Raw genomic sequence first — 17,486 nt, 5'->3', positions numbered from 1 at the left:
ATGAGCAGGATTTATACGTTGGAGAGTACCCGCATCACTGCCTGGTTTTTTAGCTGTGGCTCCACGTTTTCAATCAGCCGGCAAAGAGATTGCTCAATTGATTCCGCATCGGTTTGTACCTCCATATCTGGTGCAGCCGGACACTCATAAGGGGCGCTGATGCCTGTAAAGTTCTTGATTTCACCTTGTCTGGCTTTGGCATAAAGCCCTTTGGTATCGCGCCGCTCACATTCTCCCAACGAGCAATTGACATATACTTCGGTATAACGTCTTGCACCCACTATTTCCTTTACCAGCTTTCGCTCTTCGTGGTAAGGTGCTATAAAAGCACTTATCACTACCACACCTGCATCCAACATCAGTTTCGCCACTTCGGCCACTCGACGCATGTTCTCCTTTCGGTCGGCTTCTGAAAAGTTAAGGTCTTTGTTCAGACCATGCCGCACGTTATCGCCATCCAGCAGAAATACTTTGAAGCCTTTATGAAACAGGTAGTGCTCCAGCCGCAGGGCCAGTGTGCTTTTACCGGAGCCGGATAAGCCTGTCAGGAAAATAAGCCGGGGCTCCTGCTGCATCATTTCTTTGCGCTGACTGTACGTAATCTGAGACTCAAACGGGAACACGTGCTTCATAGTATCTAATGTTTTGTGTGATAAGGGCTACAGGCTAAAGCGTGAAATATCAGTCCTTTTACCTGAAAAGGTGAATCTGAGTTATGCTTTGCTGCGGCTATACTTCCGCTTTATCCTTCATGGCAGTTTATTAGTATGCGTTTGTTTCAGGGTGAAGTATAGCGGCATGAAGTATACTTTGCCTTATCTTATACTTGCAGGAGCCGTATAGGGGCTTGTTCACCCTAAATGCAAACCAGATAATGAGAATTCTGCAAGGCGGCGCACCCAAATGTGGTAACTTCTGGCTTTACCAGATCATACAGCAACTGTTGCAACGCACCGGCCACGACACCACCAGCTTTATACAGAAGCAGCCGATTTATACCTTGGCTCAAGAGTGGGACTTAAATTATCCGAGTCAGGCAAGTATAGATGTGCTTGATGTAACAGACCTGCAGTACAGCTACCGCATCAGCAGTATTTTCCGCATGCCCATACTGGATATAGCCAGTTATATCAGCCAGACCAACCATGTCTGGACGCATTCGCCTATTTGCAAGCGAAGCCCGGAGTTGTTCAATCTGTTCGATAAGCAAGTATACATTGTCCGCGACCCACGGGACAGAGCCATTTCAGCCGCTAAATATTATACTTCTGATTACATGCTGAAGTATTACCCGCAGGGAATAACCGAGCCGCAGCGCTACCTGGAGCAGCACTTTGAGGAGCTGATGCTAGAGTGGGTATGGCATGTATATGACCATGTGCGTCTGAGCCAGGAGCAAAACATTCACATTGCTTTTTATGAAGGCTTTCTGCTGGATTTTCAGGAGGAATTAGGTCGTTTGCTTCGTTACCTGGAGATAGACTTAAGCCAGCAGGAGCGGGAGGAACTGCAAGAGGCCATGAGTTTCTCTACACTTAAAAGGAAAAACCCGAAGCACCTTAAGAAAGGAACTTCAGGTTATTGGATGGACCAGCTGACAGCGGAGCAAACTGAAAAAGCCGACATTGTTGCCGGCCCTTTAATTAACTTCCTCGGTTACCCCACCGGAAAAGACCAGCCTATGACGTTTTCACCTGTGCCACCGCACCAAGATTTCGAGCAGCTGAAGCAGGACATCATAGCGGCACAGCAGCCGCTCTACCAAGTATAAACTACCAGACTCCTAACTGCCGGCCAACTGTTTTCAGTTGGCCAATGTGGTAGCCTGTGTGATGCAACGTGGTCATGGCTGCCCAGGAGCGGGTTTTGCCATTTGCCTGCACTTCAAAAAGATCGGTAATTGGGTTCTGAACTAACGCAATCATCTCGTCCAACTCTCGTTCATAGGCATCAATGGCATCGTTCCATTCCTGTTCGCTTTGTGGCTGGTGGTTCTCCGGCCAATGCGCGTCCGGCCACACATTGTCGTTGTTGGCTGGGTCTTTCATAAAGTTTAGCAGCGTTTGGTGGCGTGCCCTGATGTGGCCCAGCAAAACCCAGGCAGAGAAGTGCAGGCCGTCCAGCATTACACCTGCTTTGTTGTAGTCAAACTCGCGTAGCAGAATTACATTGGGTGCAAATCCACCCTTTAACAGCTCTGCCAGTTGCTCTCTTACCAAGGCATCTATTTCTTTTTCGGTTGTTACTCGTTCTGTTTTCATGTCATTTCTTTTTCAAGATTCAGAAACGGAGACAGCAGAAATGAGTTGATGCAGAGCAAGCTTATACTTGGTAGGTGCTTTGTAATCAGCTACATCAAATCATGAAGCAGTAGGGTGCTGCTGCAGAAGTTTCTCTTCCTGCTCGTGTACTGCTTTTAAAGCTTCGTTCTCCGGGGCTGAAAGCGCTTCCTGCATGTCTACATCTTCTATCTGGAAGTTTACAAGGCTGGCGTGCTGTACAAGTGACTTAAACAGCCGGCGGTGCGTTTTCTTCTGTGGCAGATACTCCGGGTGCCACTGCACGCCAATCACAAAGTCCTGGGCTACGTTCTCTATCCCTTGCACCACCTCGTTTTTCTCGCGGGCAACGATGTCAATGTGCTGGCCCGGCTCTTTTACTGCCTGGTTGTGCAGTGCATTGACCTCTAACTGCTGGGTGCCAAGTATATTACCTAGCTTACTGCCTGTCTTTATATACACCCGCTTCACCGGAAAAATACTGGAAGGGTTTGGCTCCTCTAGGTAAAAGGTGTTGATGTCCTGGTATAAGGTGCCCCGAAAGTATACGTTAAGCAGCTGTGAGCCTCGGCAGATGCCAAGCACAGGTAATTCCTTTTTAACCGCCTGATCTATAAGCTGTATTTCCAGGTGGTCGCGGGCATGGTCCAGTCCATGCGTGCTTTTGCGGCTTCGACTGAAAAGCTTACGGGCAAAAAATAAAGCAGGGTAGTAGAGCCAGCGAGCAAAGCGGCCAACCCGCTGAAAAATATTTTTGTGTGGGTGGTTGATCGTTTGCTGCAGGTACTCATCCAGCACATGTTCCTGCTCATATGTACTTGGGTCTACATCGGCACCGCCCCCTATCACCAGTGCCTGCAGTCCATCGGCCGTGCGTGGGTTTGAGGGAGTGATGCGTACAGGTCTGCCACCTGCTATCCAAATACCTAAAGCTGTAAAAAACCATGCGGCACCACCACCTTTGTCAGGGCCTGTTACGCCTATGGTAGGTCTGTTTCTGTTTATCTTAAACTTCTTTGTCAGGTTAGCCATTTTTCTGTCTCCTTTGTCCATTTGCTGTCAAACCCAATCAGGCAGTTGTCTTTGAGGTGCAGGTATTCCTGGCTCATTTTTTCCAGCTTATCTGGCGTATTTGCCAAATCGTCTATCACCACCCAGTAGTTCCACTCCTGTGCCAGCGTCCAGTCGGGTTGCGAAATAGAGCTGTTAGGCAGCCTGTAATGGAATGTTTCCCTTGATTTTACTTTGCCTATGTCTTTAAACTGGTTTACGGTATCCTGGCTTAGCGCTGAGAAGAGCGGGTACATGTCCAGTGGGCGATTGCGGTCGGGGTTATAGCGATGGTAATCGCTGATCATTTTTTCCTGATCAGGCTGATAAGCTGGGTTAAGTATAAGTTTGGCATAAGCCTCCGGATATGGATCAATAAAAGGACTTACGCGCCTTGCCAAATCTGTCTTTCCGGCCTCCAGCAGCCAGGGGTATAGCAGCAGGAAAGCTCTTAAGTAATTGATGAGCGTTTCTGTTCGTGTGTTGGGTACCTCTACGTTGATGTGTGTGCCGAAGGCGTTGGTAAGAAAAGCTTTGGTTCCCTGTGCACGGTGCTCATATAGAGCTTGCCGCAGCTTTTCCAGTTGGCCTAGCTGATTACACGGCACAGGCGGTATGGCAATCTCATAAGGAAATATCTTGCCCACCACACTTTCCAGCATGTCTTCCACACTATCCTCCAGCGTGCCTTTTTCCAATTTGTAGTCTTCTAGTTTAATATTCAGCTTGTTGAACACCTTTTTGTAGTTCTTTTCGGTGAGGAGGGTCAAGTCGAACTCAACTGTAAAGTCACCAAGCGATGTACCTACTACTTTCTGAGAAAAGCGATGTGCCTCTTCTACTTTTCCTCCGTACAGCTCCTGTACAATCTGTACTGCTTCTTCAACCCCCACATTAGAAAATTCCATTTCGAAACCTACCTTTCGTAGATCTCCCTTCTCATTATGCTGCACAGAAAGTTGTTTAAAATCCATAGCTTACCTTCATTTTTATGCTAGTACAAACGGGAAAAACAAAATCCTGTTCGAGTATTGGTTAATTGGGAAAGTATAAATACCATTAATGAGCTTTTTAGGATCTAAAGGCTTAGCAGAATATCCTTGAATATTTTAACTTTCTAAGCTTCACTAGTAGCACGTTGCGGAAAGTATGAAAGCACCAAGAAGGAGAACAATGTGTGTGTAAACTCCGAGTTTTAATCAGGGTTTTAATCAGGGTTTTGTATATTAAACTTTCTTATCTAAACTTTCGCCTGATATTACATAGCTTTTATGCAAAAACTTATACTTGGTGTTGACATTGGAGGCACTCATATTTTGGCTGCCGTAGTTGACTTAAACAACCAGCAAGTGTTGCATGAAACCATGAGCAGGGCAGATGTAAACGCTGGAGGCTCAGTAGAGGAAATAATCGAGGCATGGAGCACTGCCATACTGGCCGCTACAGGTAAATGTGATACTGTGGTACAGCACATTGGCATCGCCATGCCCGGCCCTTTTGATTATGAACAGGGGATAGCCTTGATGAAAAACCAGGGTAAGTTTGACGCCCTTTATGGTGTGCATGTGAGGCCTTTGCTGACGCAGCAGTTGCAGGTGCGGCCGGAACACATCCTGTTTCAGAACGATGCTCCCAGCTTTTTGTACGGAGAGGTATTGGGCGGAGCAGCCAAAGGTTATGGCAAAGCTATAGGCCTTACATTGGGCACCGGCCTTGGCTCCACCTGGTTCAGAGACGGCAGCGCAGAAGATGCCAACCGCTGGAATATTCCGTTCAAAGATAGTATAGCTGAAGAGCACCTGAGCTCCCGCTGGTTTGTAAAACGTTTTCAGGAGCTGACCGGCCAGCAGTTACCCCATGTAAAAGCCATCGCAGACATGCATGCGGAAGATCCAAGGGTGCAACAACTGTTTGATGAGTTTGGGCAAAACCTGGCTGCTTTTCTCATTCCCTTTGTGCAGGACGAGCAGCCGGAAGTAATCGTATTGGGTGGAAATATTGCCAAAGCCCTGCCTCTTTTTGAAACTGTCCTTCTGAAAACGCTACATCAGCAAAGTATAACGCTGCCCGTAAAGCAAGCCGTATTAGGCGAAGAGGCTGCTTTGATTGGAGCGGCAAACCTCTGGAACACCTCACACATCCAAAAATTGTAATTCAGCATTCATAATTCCTATAAATACCTCGTTCTATGAAAAAGTTACTCTTGCCTGCGCTTCTGCTCACGCCCCTGCTGTCGCTGGCGCAGGCTGATTTGGTGAAGCACGTGAACCCGCTGGTCGGCACGGCCAAAATGGGCCACACCTACCCGGGGGCGACGGTGCCCTTCGGCATGGTGCAGCTCAGCCCCGACACCGACACCATCCCCTACGCTGTTGACGGTAAGTATAACAAGGACGTTTATAAATATTGCGCAGGCTATCAGTATGATGATAAGACGATCGTCGGCTTCAGCCACACGCACTTCAGCGGCACCGGCCACTCCGACCTAGGCGACTTCCTGATCGCCCCCACCACGGGAAGGCTGCAACTCAACCCGGGCACAGAAGACAGGCCCGAGAGCGGCTACCGCTCCGCCTTCTCGCATAAAAACGAGGTGGCAGAGCCGGCCTACTACAAAGTGAAGCTGGACGACCACAACATCACCGCCGAACTGACGGCTACCAATCGGGTAGGGATGCACCAGTACACCTTTCCCAAATCGGACGAGGCGCACATCATACTTGACCTGATGTCGGGCATCTACAACTACGACGGCAAGAACGTGTGGACCTTTGTGCGGGTGGAGAACGACACGCTTATTACGGGCTACCGCCAGACGAACGGGTGGGCCAGAACACGCACCGTATACTTTGCCATGGCCTTTAACAAGCCTTTTTACCAATACGGTAACAAGAACTACGACGAGGAGCAGGTGTATAAAGGCTTCTGGCGCAAGTTCGACCAGACGAAGAACTTCCCGGAGTTCGCTGCTAAAAAGCTGCGCGCCTACTTCGATTTCAAGACAGAGGAAGGAGAGAAAATCAAGGTTAAGTTCGCCCTCTCGCCGATAAGCACGGAGGGTGCCCTTGCCAACATGCGGGCCGAGATACCGCACTGGGATTTTGAGCAGGTGAAGCAGCAGGGGCAGGCCCAGTGGAACAAAGAGCTGAACAAGGTGGTGGTGAGCGCCGAGAAGGACGACCTGGTGAACTTCTACACCGCCCTGTACCACGCCTTCCTCGGCCCGACCACCTACATGGACGTGGACGGAAAGTACAGGGGCCTGGATATGAACGTGCACCAGGCAAAAGGCTTCACCAACTACACCAGCTTCTCGCTTTGGGATACCTACCGCGCGCTGCACCCGCTCTTCAACATCGTGCAGCCCAAGCGCAACGCCGACATGGTCAAGTCTATGCTGGCCCACTACGACCAGAGCGTGCATAAGATGCTGCCCGTGTGGTCGCACCACGCCAACGAAAACTGGTGCATGATCGGCTACCACAGCGTACCAGTTATCGCTGACGCGGTGATGAAGGGAAACACAAACTTCGATGCAAACCGTGCCCTGGAGGCATGCGTGACTACGGCCCGCAACAACTACTACGACGGCCTGAGCTACTACATGGAGATGGGCTACGTGCCGGAGGATAAGAACGGCTCCTCTGTGTCCAAGACGCTGGAGTACGCCTACGACGACTGGTGCATCGCACAGATGGCCAAGAAGCTGAATCGACAGGATATTTACGAGGAGTTTATCAAGCGGTCTCAGAACTACAAAAACGTGTATGATGCCAAGTCCGGCTACATGCGCCCGAGGCTGAGCGACGGCAGCTGGAAGAAAGAGTTCGACCCGCTGGACACGCACGGCCAGGGCTTCATCGAAGGCAACTCCTGGAACTACAGCCTGTACGTGCCGCACGACCCTGCTCAGATGGTCGCCATGATGGGCGGAAAGCGGCGTTTCGCGCAGCATCTGGATTCGCTCTTCACGATGGAGCTGCCGGGCAGGTACTTTGAGAACACGGAGGACATCTCCCGCGACGGCATCATCGGCAACTACGTGCACGGCAACGAGCCCTCTCACCACGTGGCCTACCTCTACAACTGGACCGACCAGCCTTGGAAGACGCAGGAGCGCACGCGCATGGTGCTCAAGGCCATGTACAAGCCGACCGTGGACGGCCTGGGTGGCAACGATGACTTTGGGCAGATGAGCGCCTGGTATGTGTTCAGTGCGCTTGGCTTCTACCCGGTGGCCCCCGGCTCTGAGCATTACGCCATCGGCAGCCCCGCTGTGAAGTCAGCAAGTATAAACCTGGAGAACGGGAAAACCTTCGTCATCGACGTGAAGAACCAGAAGGATAGGAACGTTTATGTGCAGAGAATCGAACTTAACGGGAAAGACATCAACCGCAGCTACATAACGCACAGCGAGATCATGGACGGCGGCAGGCTCACCTTCCACATGGGCAGCAAACCCAATAAGAAACTCATGGCAGTGGCTCCGTAAGTATAAATCAGCAAGTATCAAACAACAGAACAGCACGTCCGGCAGGAGGTGCTGTTCTGTTATAATGCGTGATCAATCTGGAGCAAGCGTCCGCATGTGCCAAAGACTGCCTTTTCTTATACTTAGATACCCCTGCTGGCGCGAGTTTGCATCTCGTGTCCTACTATGCATACTAGCTCGCAGAGCCATACCTGTACAGCTTCGGCTATACTTGTTTCAGTCATACTTGCTTAGCTGCTGCCTACTGCATCTCCGAACAAGCTAACTTTTCTAGCTGCTGCTGAGCCTCCAGCTCCCAAATCCCTGTTATACGTTTATAGCTGTAAAGCGCTTAAGAGTGGGAACAGGAGAGTAGTCTCTGCTGACGTAGCTTTAGCCAGTTCCCCTCCTTAGACAAGGGGGCTGGGGGTGGTTGGATAATGTTACCATGAAACTTATACTTGATGAATAGTACTAGCCGAGATTCCTCTCCTCGAGAGCGTCCGGGACTCCTAAACAATAATTGAATGAATAACTGGTTTTTGAAAACTTGAACCCCTCTTTGTCATCTTGGAAAGATCTTGGTGGCGGAGTGAAAGTGTTTTAAAGCTCGCTCACAAGATCCTTACAGGATGATAAAAGGTGAAAAAGGAACAAGTATAAAATTCAATCAATCACTTATCCGCTCATTCAAAATTGTTCCAGACGCTCGCAGGTGCTGCGCACGCTGCGAGGTTTGAAGCCTACTTCAGGATTGTAATTAGGGGATGGCTTTGAGTGAGCAGCATCAGCTTAGTAGTCGTTTTAGCAAGTTCCAAAAGTGGGCATTACTCCTCGCGTTTAACTTACAGACTTTACTCTTTCTCTGCACTTGATAGAGAGTATGGGAAAGCACTCTCTTCAGTACCACGATTCATGTTCGGCGTAGCGCCCATATCAAACTTTAGCTTGCCACCGTCCAGAATATCCTCATGCGAGATCCAGTTCTTGTTGTGTTTTTTGCCGTTCAGCCTGGCCTGTTGTATGTACAGGTTCTGGCTGCTGTTAGCAGGTGCTTCTATTACAAACTCTTTTCCGTTCTCAAGCTTGATGGTTGCCTTTTTGAAGAGTGGAGCACCAAGCACATACTGGTTAACGGCAGGCGTAACAGGGTAGAAGCCCAAGGCAGAGAACACGTACCAGGCAGAGGTCTGGCCGTTGTCTTCGTCACCGCAGTACCCGTCAGGAGTAGCAGAATACATGCGGTTCATGGTCTCACGTACCCAGTGCTGTGTTTTCCAAGGCTCACCGGCGTAGTTGTAGAGGTAAGTCATGTGCTGAATGGGCTGGTTACCGTGCGCGTACTGTCCCATGTTGGCAATCTGCATCTCGCGTATCTCATGGATCACGCCACTGTAGTAACTGTCATCGTACATGGGAGGCAAGGAGAAAACTGAATCCAGCTTGGCTACGAAATTCTTCTTGCCACCCATCAAATCCACCAGTCCCTGCACATCATGAAAAACTGACCAGCTGTAGTGCCAGCTGTTGCCCTCGGTGAAAGCATCACCCCATTTAAAAGGATTGAACGGCGACTGAAAGGTGCCATCCTGGTTCTTGCCGCGCATCAGCCCGGTGGATGGGTCAAAGAGGTTGCGGTAGTTCTGGCTGCGCTTCCTGTACAGTTCTATTTCATTTGGAGGCCTCTTCAGCGCCTTAGCCAGTTGGTAGATGGCAAAATCGTCGTAGGCATACTCCAGCGTACGGGCGGCATTCTCGTTGATTTTTACATCATAAGGAACATAACCCAGCTTATTGTAATAGCCTGCACCGGCACGCCCTATGGCGGAGATAGGGCCTTCGTTGTTTGCCCCGTGCTGCAGCGCCTCGTAGAGCGTCTCAATATCATAACCACGCAGGCCTTTCATGTAAGCGTCTGACACCACAGAGGCAGAATTGTTGCCCACCATGATGTCGGCATAGCCCGGGCTGGACCACTCCGGCAGCCAGCCACCTTCTTTATAGTCATTCACCAGGCCCGCCTGCATCTCTTTGTTGATAGATGGGTAGGCCAGGTTCAGGAAAGGGTACAGCGCCCGGAACGTATCCCAGAAGCCAGTGCCGGCAAAGCGGTAGCCGTTGTAGGTCTTGCCGTCGTAAGGGCTGTAATGCACCGGCTTGCCAGTAGCGTCCAGCTCGTACATCTTGTGCGGGAAAAAGAGCGTGCGGTAGAGGCAGGAGTAGAAGGTGCGCAGCTGCTCGTCGGTGCCTCCCTCCACCCTAATACGGCTCAGGGCCTGGTTCCAGCGTTCTTTGGCCTTGCGTTCAGTTGTCGCAAAATCATCGTTCGCCAGCTCGCGTTGCAGGTTTAGCTCGGCCTGCTCCATACTTATGAAGGAGGAAGCCACCTTTAGGTTTACTTTCTCGCCTTTAGCTGTTTTGAACCCTACGATTGCACCGGCATGATTGGCATCCATCTCCAAAGCATTTTTAACAAGTACCGTGTCGTGCCAGGTGTATGCTACCTTTAGGGGTTTACCAATATAGATAACAAAATAGTTTTTAAAATCGACAGGGTTACTCCGAGCGGCGCGGGTAGTATAGCCAATGATTTTGTTTTCTTCAGGTATCACCTTCACATAAGAACCTCTGTCCAGAGCGTCGATCACAATAAAAGAGCTGTCGGATTTAGGGAAGGTGAAGCGAAACTGGGCGGCACGCTCGGTAGGGGTGAACTCAGTGGTCACGTCGTGGTCTGCCAGGTAAACGCTGTAGTAGTAGGGCTTTGCCACCTCCGACTTGTGGGAGAACCAGCTGGCCCGGTCGTCCTCCCGGAACATTGCTTTACCAGTAATGGGCATAATCGCAAACTGCCCGTAATCGTTCATCCAGGGCGAAGGCTGGTGTGTTTGCTTGAAGCCCCGGATCTGATCGGCGTCGTGCGTGTAGGCCCAGCCATTACCCATTTTGCCCGTCTGTGCGGTCCAGAGGTTCATGCCCCAAGGCACGGCCACGGCAGGGTAGGTGTTGCCGTTCGAGAGGCTCACCTTGGAGTCGGTGCCCATCAGCGGGTTTACCAGCTCCTCCGGCTCAAAAGGCTTTTCCTTTTTTTGAGCAACAACAGGAGAGCAAAGAGAGGCAAGTACGAGTAAAGTACAGACAATTCGGCAAGGTAATTTCATAGTAGAGAAGGAGCAGTTTATACTTAATTCAGGAGTAAGGTAGCATTTTAGATTTTCAGAATAAAGCGAAAAGGCATCCTATACTATTGACCCGCTACTATTTGTGTGCTCTTAGTACAAGAGCGTACTTCTCTCCACATCTATAAAAAACTAAACAGCTTATCTTGTCTAGTTAGATGTTTAGCTGGTGAAGCTCCCTAGAAGATGCAAACTTAGCTTTTGTTACTAGAAGGGACAAGTACGTGAAATGTATAAGTATAAATCATACTTAAGACACCAGTTTATACCCCACACCGCGAATGTTCAGAATTTCCACGGCAGGGTCTTTTTTGAGGTGTTTGCGGAGTTTAGAGATGAAGACGTCCATGGAGCGGCCGTTGAAGAAGCTGTCGTCTCCCCAAAGTTTGAGCAGGCTGGCTTTGCGGTCGAGTACCTGGTTCTTTTGCTGCACGAGTAGCTTGAGCAGCTCGCTTTCGCGGTGGGAAAGCTTGGTGACCAGCTCCTGTTTATACCAGAGCTCCTGTTTTTGTGGTGCAAATGTATAAGCACCAATCGCTATCGTTTCAGGTGATTTATCTGCCGCCGTGCTGCCGTTTCTTCGGAGCAGTTCTTTCAGGCGCAGCACCAGCTCCTCCAGGCTAAATGGCTTTTTGAGATAATCATTGCCACCCAGCTCAAAGCCCCGCACCACATCTTCTGTCATGGATTTGGCGGTGAGGAAAAGTACAGGCGTTTTTGTGTCGGTTTTGCGTAGCTCCTGCACAAAGGTAAAGCCATCCATGAGGGGTAGCATCACATCTACTACGCAGATATCGAAGGCAGTAGCCCGAACGGCATCCAAACCTTGTAGCCCGTTAGCAGCATGCGTTACGTTAAAGTCTCTGCTCTGCAGGCTTTCCATAACGATTTTGGCTAATTGCGGCTCATCTTCAAGCAGTAGTACGCTCGGCTGGCTCATGCTGGTATACTGGAAGTGAAAGGATGAAAGTGGAGCCCTTTTGCTCCTGGCTCTGCAGGCTTATACTTCCGCCGTGCCGCTCTATGATCGTTTTGGCATAGCTCAAGCCCAGACCATAGCCTTTGGTGTTGTGCGTGTTGCCATTCGTTACTCGGAAGAATTTGTCAAACACCTTAGCCTGCATAGCAGCAGGGATGCCTATGCCATTGTCCTGCACACTAAGTATGGCTTGCCCGTTTTTTTGCTGGCAACGGAGGTGTAGCTGTAAGGTGCCCCGGCTATACTTCAGGGCGTTCTCGATGAGGTTCGAAAGCACATTAAGCAGGTGCAGTTCATCGGCATTTACAAGTATCGGTTGTGCCGGGAAATCATAGGTTACACCGGCCCCGGCCAAGTCCAGTTGCGGCTTGTGCTGTAGTATAGCCTGTTCTGCCAACTGCTGCAAGCTTGCCGGGTGTGGTGCCAGTTCCAGCTGGTCCTGCTCAAAAGCGAGGTTTTTCAGGATGCTATCTATCAGGTGGGAGAGGCGACCCGACTGTTGCCGGATGATACTCAAATACTCCTCCGCAGAAGTTTTGCTAAGGTTAAACGCTTGTATGGCTTCGGCGGCAATGCTGATGGTGGCAACTGGCGTGCGCAGCTCGTGCGTCATGTTGTTTACAAAATCGCTCTTCAGCTCTGCCAGCTTTTTCTGGCGGAGGATGGTAAGGATGGTGTAGGCAAAGCAGCAAATGGTAACAGCTATCAGCACCAGAGAGCTTAGCAGTACCCATTTCATGCGCAGCAGCAGCACCTTGTTTGGGTCCGGGAAGTAGGCTTTTACCTGGTTGAATGGTTTCCTGAAGCCGAATTCAAATGTGCGGGTAGCGTAAGGGAAAGCTTCTCCAACAGCTGGTTCATTTCCTGAGAAGCTAAGCTGATAGCCTGCTTCAACTTCTCTTGCTGCGAGCGCTTCTGTGAACAGTTGCTGCAATCGTGCCTTGTTCAGTTTCTCCTTTTTATATGTTTCTTCCAGCAGATCACCTAACTGGCGCGTGTAGTAGATCGCTACTTTCTCCTGCAGGTTTGGCCGCACCGTATGGTTTACAAATCGTTTGATAAAATACTGCTTTACCTTCGGTGTCATTTTGCCTTCTTCCGCTCTGTACTCCTGAAATCCTATTGTAAAGGTGGCTTCATCATTATCTGATGCTTTCCTATCCGACACGGTAAAGACGGTTGTGCCGGAAGCGGTATCCACATGGCAGTCGATGTTTACCAGGTTAGTATCCGCGAGCCAGGTTTCATACTTGCTGGCAATGTAATCCTGGCGCAGTTCCATTTCACGGTCCACGGCTGCTTGCAGGGCAGCATTTATATCAGTTTTAAAGGCCTTAGAGGCACTTTGGAAAGCCTCATAGCTCCAATAAAACTGAAAGGCCAGCAAGCAGCAGGTGCTCACCGACATCAGGATAAGGATCAACTTTACACGCTGCTTCATGATCAAATATAATAATTCGGGGGCAGATAAGGTCAGTCGTTAACACTATTTAACACTCCTTAACAGGGCTTAACGCTAAATCTGAAAGTATAAAGCGTGCTTTGTAAAAGACAAAATATAAAACTATGAACACATCTGTAAAAAAACTCCTTAACCGCCTTACCGCAAGTATAAAGCTTAAGAGCGGCTGTATTCTCTTACTTTTCGTGCTGCTTCAGCTGCAAAGCGTTGCCAAAGCATCAGACGACAGCACTACGGTAACTGTTACCTGGGACATGCAATCCAGCGAGTTGCGGGATGTGCTGCGGCTGCAGGACATGGAGTACTTTAAAGTAGCCTTTTCTGATACCAGCTTACGAGGGAAGCACTTTAAATTGGTGTCGAAGGAATACCGAAAAGGCAAGCTGGTGAAGGTACGTAATTTGTCTGCCGATACAGGTTACCCGGAAGCCTTTGCTTTTGGAGAGGCTGATTCAATATTTCAGTTCAAATTTATCTCCCATCAGCCCGAGAAAAAGCTGACGCACTTCCTGTTGCAGTTCGATCGAGTTGGACTAAACCCAAAGTATAAATCAAACAAAACAGACCTGTACAGCCTGCGCGATGCTACGGGTTCACTTGGCGATCCGGTTCGGGTGCCGTTAAACTCTTCTTTTCCGCTGTTTGTGTACTCGCTGCCCTATGTCGACCCAAAGCAGCCGGACCTGTACCAGTATTGCGCCCTTACGCAGGATGCCGTGCCACCCAGCGAGTGGGGCAGCAAGTATGGCGTGAAGCACTACATCGTGTTTGAGCTGGAAATTGCGAATTGATCTATGAGTAGAGCATTATAACCTTAGCAAAAGCAGCTCCGGGCAGTAGCGGGAGCAAAGGCATATCGTGCTCCGTGTGATGTAATTTTAAAAACGAACAATCATCCTATGCGCAACTATAAACTTCTTAACACTGTAACCGGCTGGGTCATATTTGGTGTAGCTCTGGCGGTTTATACGTTGACCCTGGAGCCAACAGCCAGCTTCTGGGACTGCGGTGAGTTTATTGCCTGCTCGTACAAACTGATGGTGCCGCATGCGCCGGGCGCGCCGTTGTTTCTGCTGGTGGGGCGGCTGTTTTCCTTGTTTGCAGCCGATGCCTCGCAGGTAGCCTGGTGGGTGAATTTTCTGTCCGGCCTTAGCAGTGCCTTTACCTCCTTGTTCCTCTTCTGGACCATCACTATACTTTCCCGTAAGGCTGTTTGTGCGGCCGGAGAGAAACCATCGGCAAGTAAGTTAGTGCTTATACTTGGCAGCGGCGCAGTTGGAGCACTGGCTTATACTTTTACCGACACCGCCTGGTTCTCTGCCACCGAGGCCGAAGTATACGCTATGTCCTCCTTCTTCACAGCGATTGTTTTCTGGGCGATGCTGCGCTGGGAGGCAAAAGTTGGGGAGGTTACAGCAGATAAATGGCTCATCCTGATCGCTTACCTGGTGGGGCTTTCCATTGGCGTGCACCTGCTCAACTTAGTAGCCATACCTGCGCTGGCTTTTATCTTTTACTTCCGCAAGTATAAGCCTTCTTTAAAAGGAGCTATACTTACTTTCTGCCTCAGTGCCGCCGTGCTGCTGTTTATACTTTGGGGCGTGATACCGGGGCTGCCTTCTCTGGCTGGAAGTATGGAAGTGTTCTTTGTGAACAGCCTGGGCTTTCCCTTTGGTGCTGGCATTGTGGCCTTTGCTATCCTTCTGGCGTCAGCTATACTTTATAGTTTATACTTCTCCGTCCGCCGCAACAACCGTGTTCTGAATACAGCCATACTTTCTTTTGTGTTTGTGCTGATTGGCTATGGCTCTTACATGATGATCCCGATTCGCTCCGGCTATGACACGACCATCGATATCAATAACCCGGAGGATGTGATGAGCTTTGTGTCTTACCTGAAGCGGGAGCAGTACGGTGACAGACCGCTGCTGTACGGCCCGCAGTACAATGCACAGCCTGTGGGGCAGGAGGAGGGGCCGATGCGCTACACTAGGGGCAAAGACAAGTATGTAGGCTCCCCAAGTATAAAACATGTGTATGATAGCAAAGACCTCTCGCTGCTGCCCCGCATTTACAGCGATAAGCCAGCCGATTTGCAGGAGTATAAAAAGTGGCTAGACCTGCGCGAAGGGCAAAAGCCGACATTTGCGCAGAATCTAAGTTTTCTGCTGAACTACCAGTTGGGGCACATGTACTGGCGTTATTTTCTCTGGAACTTCGTGGGGCGGGAAGGTGATGTGCAGCATGCCGGGGCGCTGTGGTTTCGTGGGGATGATAGCGGTATTCCGGCGGTTATACTTCAGAACAAAGCCCGCAACTGCTTCTATATGCTTCCGCTACTGCTCGGTATACTTGGCTTGCTTTTTCACGCCCGAAAGCGCGAACAGGATGCTGTCGTGGTGGGGTTGATTTTCTTTTTTACAGGCATAGCCATTGCTTTATACTTGAACCAGCCACCCGCCGAGCCACGGGAGCGGGATTATACGTTTGCCGCCTCCTTCTATGCCTTCTGCATCTGGATAGGCTTGGGTGTGCCCGCGCTGGCTTCTCTCTTTCGAAAGCTTTGGCAGCATAAAGTAGCTACCGCTGCTATTGCCACGGCGGTAAGTATGGCTGTGCCTGTACTAATGGCCGCAGAAGGTTGGGACGACCACGACCGCTCCGAGCGCTACTTTTCCACGGTATCAGCTAAAAACCTGCTCGATTCCTGCGCTCCCAACGCCATACTTTTCACTCATGCCGACAACGACACCTATCCGCTCTGGTATGTGCAGGAGGTGGAGGGTTATCGTACCGATGTGCGCGTGGCCGTGATGACTTTCCTGAACACAGACTGGTACATCAACCAGATGATGCGTCCGGCTTACGATGCAGCAGCATGGCCGCTCTCGCTCGGAGAAGAAAGCTACAGGCAAGGCACAAACGATTATCTGCCTTTTGTGGAGCGCCCGCAGGTAGCAGCTGGCATAGATCTGCGGCAGTTTATGCAGCTGGTGCAGCATAACCATCCGGCGCTACAGGTGCAGTACGGACAGGGCACCACCTTGCTAACTTTTCCTACAAAAGACTTTTACCTGGACGTGAACCCAGCCCTTGCCAAAAGTTTTGTACCCAAGTATAAACAGGATAGTATCAGCACCAAAATGCACCTGCAGGTAAATGTGCCTTACCTCGAGAAGCGCCACCTGGTTATACTTGATTTGCTTAGCAGCAATAACTGGCAAAGACCAATTTACTTTTCCAGCGCTATTCCTGTGTCAGATTACATTGGTTTAGACCAATATGCACAGCTGGAAGGCATGGTTTACCGCATTGTACCAGTAAAAACAGAAAGCGAGCAGGAGCAGGGATATGTAAATAAAGAGGTGCTATATGATAATCTCATCCACAAGTTCAGCTACCGCAGCCTCGATAGCAACAGCGTTTATCTAGATGAAAACTACCTGCGTTTCACCGCCAGCACCCGCGAAAAATTTGCGTTATTAGCAGAGGCTTACCTGCAGGAAGGCAATACAGCCAAAGCCAAAGAGGTAGTTGATTTTTGCCTCGCCAAAATGCCGCTAGATACCGTGCCACCCGATTACTTTACACCCAGGCTTATACCTGTACTGGCTGCGGTCGGAGAGCAGGAACAGGCTAAGATTCTTCTAGACACTATAGGGCAGGAAACGCAGCAACAATTGGACTACTACTTTGCAAAAGGAGCTCTTTTTGACAGAGAAATTCAACTGAACATGCTTAAACTTCAGAACCTGATCATAGCGGCGCAGGACAGTGGAATGCAGGAGCAGGCGGTGGCACTGCAGCAGCCTTTTATGCAGTACCTGCAGCGGATGCGGCAGTAGCGTAAGTGGTTGGCGTACTTATTTTTTATGCATATTAAGCGACAGGTACTTTGCTCAGAGTGTGGGGTGGTATTAACTTTAAGCACGCTAAACACCTGTCATTCAGTAGGAAGTCTGGTAGAAATAGAGGCCTACTACCTAAGGGGATAAAGCTTTTCCAAGTATTAATCCTAGTTTACTATACTTAACTAAGTATTTATTCCTTTTAATGTATATATACG

12 protein-coding genes are annotated in these 17,486 nt (G+C 49.8%); 5 read left to right on the top strand and 7 right to left on the bottom strand.

The annotated features are described in order from the left end of the window. Positions 1-11: 11 nt before the first annotated feature. Entirely contained in the window at positions 12-632 is a 621-nt protein-coding gene (gene cysC / locus ACFQ2O_RS02895; RefSeq protein WP_377522779.1) for an adenylyl-sulfate kinase, read from the bottom strand. Between the two features lie 242 nt (positions 633-874). Between cysC and ACFQ2O_RS02890 the strand changes: the two genes are divergently transcribed. Continuing rightward, positions 875-1,771 (top strand): sulfotransferase domain-containing protein, encoded by an 897-nt coding sequence (locus tag ACFQ2O_RS02890; protein WP_377522777.1) that lies wholly within the window; start codon positions 875-877, stop codon positions 1,769-1,771. A gap of 1 nt (position 1,772) precedes the next feature. Here ACFQ2O_RS02890 and ACFQ2O_RS02885 read toward each other — a convergent pair whose 3' ends face one another. From ACFQ2O_RS02885 to ACFQ2O_RS02875, 3 genes are all read right to left on the bottom strand, one after another. Further along, a complete protein-coding gene (locus ACFQ2O_RS02885) occupies positions 1,773-2,261 on the bottom strand; it encodes a hypothetical protein (protein WP_377522776.1) in 489 nt (162 codons plus the stop codon). 99 nt (positions 2,262-2,360) lie between these two features. Further along, a complete protein-coding gene (locus tag ACFQ2O_RS02880; protein ID WP_377522775.1) occupies positions 2,361-3,332 on the bottom strand; it encodes a gamma-glutamyl-gamma-aminobutyrate hydrolase family protein in 972 nt (323 codons plus the stop codon). Further along, positions 3,299-4,303 (bottom strand): amidoligase family protein, encoded by a 1,005-nt coding sequence (locus tag ACFQ2O_RS02875; protein ID WP_377522773.1) that lies wholly within the window; start codon positions 4,301-4,303, stop codon positions 3,299-3,301. Before ACFQ2O_RS02875 ends, ACFQ2O_RS02880 begins: the two co-directional genes overlap by 34 nt. 297 nt (positions 4,304-4,600) lie before the next feature. Between ACFQ2O_RS02875 and ACFQ2O_RS02870 the strand changes: the two genes are divergently transcribed. Next, complete coding sequence (locus tag ACFQ2O_RS02870; RefSeq protein ID WP_377522772.1) at positions 4,601-5,482, top strand: ROK family protein; 882 nt, start codon at positions 4,601-4,603, stop codon at positions 5,480-5,482. A 35-nt stretch (positions 5,483-5,517) separates the two neighbouring features. Next, positions 5,518-7,821 (top strand): GH92 family glycosyl hydrolase, encoded by a 2,304-nt coding sequence (locus ACFQ2O_RS02865; protein ID WP_377522769.1) that lies wholly within the window; start codon positions 5,518-5,520, stop codon positions 7,819-7,821. An 833-nt stretch (positions 7,822-8,654) separates the two neighbouring features. On the opposite strand, the gene ACFQ2O_RS02860 is transcribed toward ACFQ2O_RS02865, so the two are convergent. The 3 genes from ACFQ2O_RS02860 to ACFQ2O_RS02850 all read right to left on the bottom strand — a co-directional run bounded on the left by ACFQ2O_RS02860 (position 8,655) and on the right by ACFQ2O_RS02850 (position 13,399). Beyond that, positions 8,655-10,961, bottom strand: a complete 2,307-nt coding sequence (locus ACFQ2O_RS02860) for a GH92 family glycosyl hydrolase (RefSeq protein WP_377522768.1) — start codon at positions 10,959-10,961, stop codon at positions 8,655-8,657. Between the two features lie 268 nt (positions 10,962-11,229). Then, positions 11,230-11,919, bottom strand: a complete 690-nt coding sequence (locus tag ACFQ2O_RS02855; RefSeq protein ID WP_377522767.1) for a response regulator transcription factor — start codon at positions 11,917-11,919, stop codon at positions 11,230-11,232. Further along, positions 11,891-13,399: a sensor histidine kinase gene (locus ACFQ2O_RS02850; RefSeq protein ID WP_377522766.1), complete on the bottom strand. Its 1,509-nt coding sequence runs from the start codon at positions 13,397-13,399 to the stop codon at positions 11,891-11,893. Before ACFQ2O_RS02850 ends, ACFQ2O_RS02855 begins: the two co-directional genes overlap by 29 nt. A gap of 125 nt (positions 13,400-13,524) precedes the next feature. Here ACFQ2O_RS02850 and ACFQ2O_RS02845 point away from each other — a divergent pair, with 125 nt between their 5' ends. Beyond that, positions 13,525-14,211 (top strand): hypothetical protein, encoded by a 687-nt coding sequence (locus tag ACFQ2O_RS02845; protein WP_377522765.1) that lies wholly within the window; start codon positions 13,525-13,527, stop codon positions 14,209-14,211. A gap of 108 nt (positions 14,212-14,319) precedes the next feature. Continuing rightward, positions 14,320-17,265 (top strand): glycosyltransferase family 117 protein, encoded by a 2,946-nt coding sequence (locus tag ACFQ2O_RS02840; RefSeq protein WP_377522764.1) that lies wholly within the window; start codon positions 14,320-14,322, stop codon positions 17,263-17,265. The last annotated feature ends 221 nt before the right edge of the window (positions 17,266-17,486 follow it).

The organism is Pontibacter rugosus, assembly GCF_042678745.1.
Classification (GTDB): Bacteria; Bacteroidota; Bacteroidia; order Cytophagales; family Hymenobacteraceae; genus Pontibacter; species Pontibacter rugosus.
The sequence above is the reverse complement of the archived record's forward strand: the minus strand, read 5'-3'. Positions and strand labels throughout refer to the sequence as shown.